The sequence below is a fragment of the Aquimarina sp. U1-2 genome, assembly GCF_017897595.1.
In the GTDB taxonomy this organism is placed as follows: domain Bacteria; phylum Bacteroidota; class Bacteroidia; order Flavobacteriales; family Flavobacteriaceae; genus Aquimarina.
This window is the reverse complement of the sequence record NZ_JAGKIK010000141.1, coordinates 1-324: the sequence shown is the minus strand read 5'-3', so window position 1 is coordinate 324 and position 324 is coordinate 1. Positions and strand designations below refer to the sequence as shown.

1 protein-coding gene is annotated in these 324 nt (G+C 35.2%); it reads left to right on the top strand.

From position 1 onward, the window contains the following. Positions 1-324 (top strand): hypothetical protein (locus J8281_RS19395; RefSeq protein WP_210199284.1); only part of this gene is annotated, 324 nt, incomplete at both ends.

Sequence of the window (324 nt, the reverse complement as noted above, 5' to 3'; positions counted from 1 at the left end):
ACAGCTGGGCTTGCTAAAATTAGTACCGAAGTTATTGAGAACGCAGATGTCTCAGTATTTATTAAAGATTTAAGCACCAATGAAATATTTGATATCACAAGTACACCTTTTGAAATATTTCTAGAACCTAACACTTACCATGAAAGATTTACAGTGATGTTAAGCTCACAGGCCAATCAATTAAGTACAGACGAGCTTAGCTCAGAATCAGATACATTTGAAGCGTATTTTGATAAAGAGAAATCACGTCTTGAAGTCAATGTCATATCAGATGCAATGGTATTAAACGCCGAAATTATCAACATAACAGGGCAATCCGTCCTA